Here is a 2,719-nt window from a genome sequence, read left to right on the forward strand (position 1 = left end):
CGACGATAATAACCCCAACCGCCAGAGTCTGGAAATAAGATGAAACATTTAAAATATTCAAACCATTCTGGACAATCCCTAATAAGATAACACCCAAAAAAGTACCAGCAATGGTGCCCCGTCCTCCTTCAAAGGTTACTCCCCCGATGATAGCGGCGGCTAATGCTCTCAATTCATAACCTTCACCGGCATTCGCTAAAACATTTCCCAAGCGGGAAACTAAAACCAAAGATGCCAAGCCAATAATCGCTCCGCTCAGGGTATAGTTCATAATCTTCAAACGGTCAACGTTAATACCGGAAAGATAGGCGAGTTGTTCATTGCCCCCCATCGCCACTAAACGCCGACCATATTTGGTATAAGTGAGTAAAAAATGGGTGGCAAAAACCATTACAATGACTATAATCATCGGCATGGGAACTCCAAAAACCCGACCTCGACCTAAAAATTGAAAATTTCCCTTCATTGAGAGAAATAGACCCTGTGATATAACTAAAGCCAAGCCATAATATACATAATTCATCCCCAGAGTAACGATGAGAGGGACGCATTTACTTTTACTGACAATCACACCGTTAATAAAACCACAGATGACCGGAATCCCAAAACCAATGAGTATTGCCAAACCGACATTCGATCCTCGCATGATCAATGTACAAATAACTACACTGGAAAGACCGATCATCGAGCCAATCGATAAATCAATCCCACCTGAAATGAGCAAAAGAGCCATGGCCATAGTCGCAATGCCAAGGACAGTAATTTGTTGAAAGACCGCTAAGAGGTTACCCCAAGTTAAAAAACGAGGGTTCATCGATCCAAAAATGACCGAAAGTAAAATAATTACAATCAACAAAAAAAACGATTGATTCTTAAATAAGGCAGGTAAGTTCGTAGTTTTTGTAGTCAAATGACCATCACTCTTTGGATTGTCCATCATCGGTCACCCCAAAAGCATAAGATATAATATTTTCTTCTGTTATTTCTTGGTCGTTTAACTCAGTGATGATCCTTCCGTTTTTTACCACCAAAACCCGATCACTCAAAGCAATAAGTTCCGGTAATTCGGAAGAAACCATAACGATCGATTTTCCTTCCTTAGCAAGTTCGGTTATCAGTTTATAAATTTCATTCTTTGAATTAACATCAATTCCAATTGTCGGTTCATCGAAAATCAGGATGTCAACGTTTTTAAATAACCAGCGAGCCAGAACTACTTTTTGTTGATTCCCACCGCTCAAAAATCGAACTTCCTGATGAGGTGACGGAGTTTTTATATCTAAGTCAAGAATAAAATGCTCCACATCTTTTTTTTCTTGGTTTAAGTTTAAAATTCCACCAGGATATTGGTCCAAACCGGCAATTGTAGTGTTTTTAATTACACTTAAATTGAGCGCTAAACCAGTTTTATGTCGGTCCTCAGTGATCAAACCAATTCCAGCTCGTATGGAATCTTGGGGGGAACGAATGTTGACAGGCTTGCCACGAAGCAATACTTCTCCACTGACCTTTCGATCCATCCCGAAGAGAGCCCGAACTAACTCAGTGCGTCCTGAACCAACTAAACCGGCAATCCCTAATATTTCACCTTTCCTCAGGTTAAAGCGAATAGTCGGTGAATGACGACGTAGTTTTAAATTTTTTACTTCCATCACCACTTCACCGATAGTATTCTTATCCTTTTTATAAAACGTTTCTACTGAACGGCCTACCATTTCTCGAGTGAGAAGATTCAAATCAAAATTCTTATCGGGATTATCATGAGTGATGACTATCTGGCCATCCTTAAAAACAGTAATCCGGTCAGCAATTTCTGATATTTCCTCCAAGCGGTGAGAAATATAAATTACACTGATCCCCCGCTGACTGATATCTTTCACCAAATCAAGAACAACTTTTACATCATTAACATTAAACATAGCAGTTGGTTCGTCCATAATTAACACTCGAGGCTCATAAGCAAGCGATTTCACAATTTTTACGAATTGTTGCTCAGCAGGACTCAGCTTTTCAACAGGAGCTTCCGGATCTAGATGAATCTTCAAGGAGTCAATGATTTTTTGAGTTGCCTGAATGGTCTCTTGGTAGCGGATCAATCCAAAGCGAGTGGCTTTTTCTCTGCCAACAAAGACATTCTCTGCAACGGTCATTTGTGGCACAACAATATTCTCTTGGTAAATAACCTGAATTCCCAAGGTTTGAGAAAGATAGGGAGTAAGGTATTTATAATTTTTACCATGAACCATGAGTTCTCCGCTATCAGGCCGTAAACTACCAGTGAGAATTTTGATAAAGGTTGATTTTCCGGCACCATTTTCTCCAACAATACAATGGATCTCACTCTGGTGGAGATCAAATGAAACATTGGAAAGAGCTTTCACTCCTGGAAAGGTTTTAAATATATGATGGGCTTGGATAATATAGTCTCTTTTCCCTGCTTCTATCATGACTCATTTACCTTTTTCAAATGGTCTATAATTAAAAAGATGTCCTTCCCCATAAGAGGAAGGACATCATGAATCCAACTAATTAAATTATTCAATACCACCAATGTAATTTAAAGCCCGTTCATAGTTTTCATCGGTAATTTCCCAGGATATAGCCTCGGCTAAATTCTCCTTGAAAATTGGAATAATCGGAAGAGGTATGAATTTTTCCGGTTGCTTTCCTTTGGTTATAAATTCATAGAGACTCTTGAAAGTAATCAAGCCTTGCAGTG

General features: G+C 39.2%; 2 protein-coding genes and 1 pseudogene. All 3 read right to left on the bottom strand.

Features of this window, described 5'->3' with window-relative positions; all coding sequences use genetic code 11:
- A partial coding sequence (locus tag PLK24_RS10385; RefSeq protein ID WP_324478880.1) for an ABC transporter permease occupies positions 1–940 on the bottom strand: 940 nt, incomplete at its 3' end.
- Positions 918–2,447, bottom strand: coding sequence for a sugar ABC transporter ATP-binding protein (locus PLK24_RS10390; RefSeq protein ID WP_324478882.1), 1,530 nt, complete (start codon positions 2,445–2,447; stop codon positions 918–920). The genes PLK24_RS10390 and PLK24_RS10385, both read right to left, overlap by 23 nt.
- An 87-nt stretch (positions 2,448–2,534) precedes the next feature.
- Positions 2,535–2,719: pseudogene (locus tag PLK24_RS10395) on the bottom strand (sugar ABC transporter substrate-binding protein); the annotation flags it as partial.

Source organism: Atribacter sp. (genome assembly GCF_035418125.1).
GTDB lineage: Bacteria > Atribacterota > Atribacteria > Atribacterales > Atribacteraceae > Atribacter > Atribacter allofermentans.

Excerpts from the sequence above, each read along its gene's own strand:
- PLK24_RS10390 (WP_324478882.1), bottom strand. The coding sequence starts at position 2,447 with ATGATAGAAGCAGGGAAAAGAGACTATATTATCCAAGCCCATCATATA.